This window comes from Vibrio sp. 10N.261.51.A4, assembly GCF_041471945.1.
Taxonomy (GTDB): domain Bacteria; phylum Pseudomonadota; class Gammaproteobacteria; order Enterobacterales; family Vibrionaceae; genus Vibrio; species Vibrio crassostreae_C.
Genome location: NZ_JBFRPJ010000175.1, coordinates 1 through 369 on the forward strand (window position 1 = coordinate 1; position 369 = coordinate 369).

At 46.9% G+C, this 369-nt stretch carries 2 tRNA genes; both read right to left on the reverse strand.

The features are described from left to right. Positions 1-118: 118 nt before the first annotated feature. A tRNA-Trp gene (locus AB4384_RS23590) sits at positions 119-195 on the reverse strand. Positions 196-230: 35 nt separating this feature from the next. Next, positions 231-307, reverse strand: a tRNA-Asp gene (locus AB4384_RS23595). Positions 308-369 lie beyond the last annotated feature (62 nt).

Here is a 369-nt window from a genome sequence, read left to right on the forward strand (position 1 = left end):
TAATTTTCCGGATTGGTATGACAAAGCGTAATGGGCTGTTTATACCAGGCTACTTTCTGTAATTTATTAAATTCCAGAAAGCAAAAAGGCTCTAGCATTTCTGCTAGAGCCTTAAATATGGCAGGGGTGGAGAGATTCGAACTCCCAACACGCGGATTTGGAATCCGCTGCTCTGCCAATTGGAGCTACACCCCTATTTTCAGTTTTAAAGAGCTGAAACTCTGAATAAGTGGCGGAGTGGACGGGACTCGAACCCGCGACCCCCGGCGTGACAGGCCGGTATTCTAACCAACTGAACTACCACTCCGCAGTGGTCAACTCACTAAGTGAGCGTCCATATCTCCAGGTCGGTCAACCTAAAGATTTAAT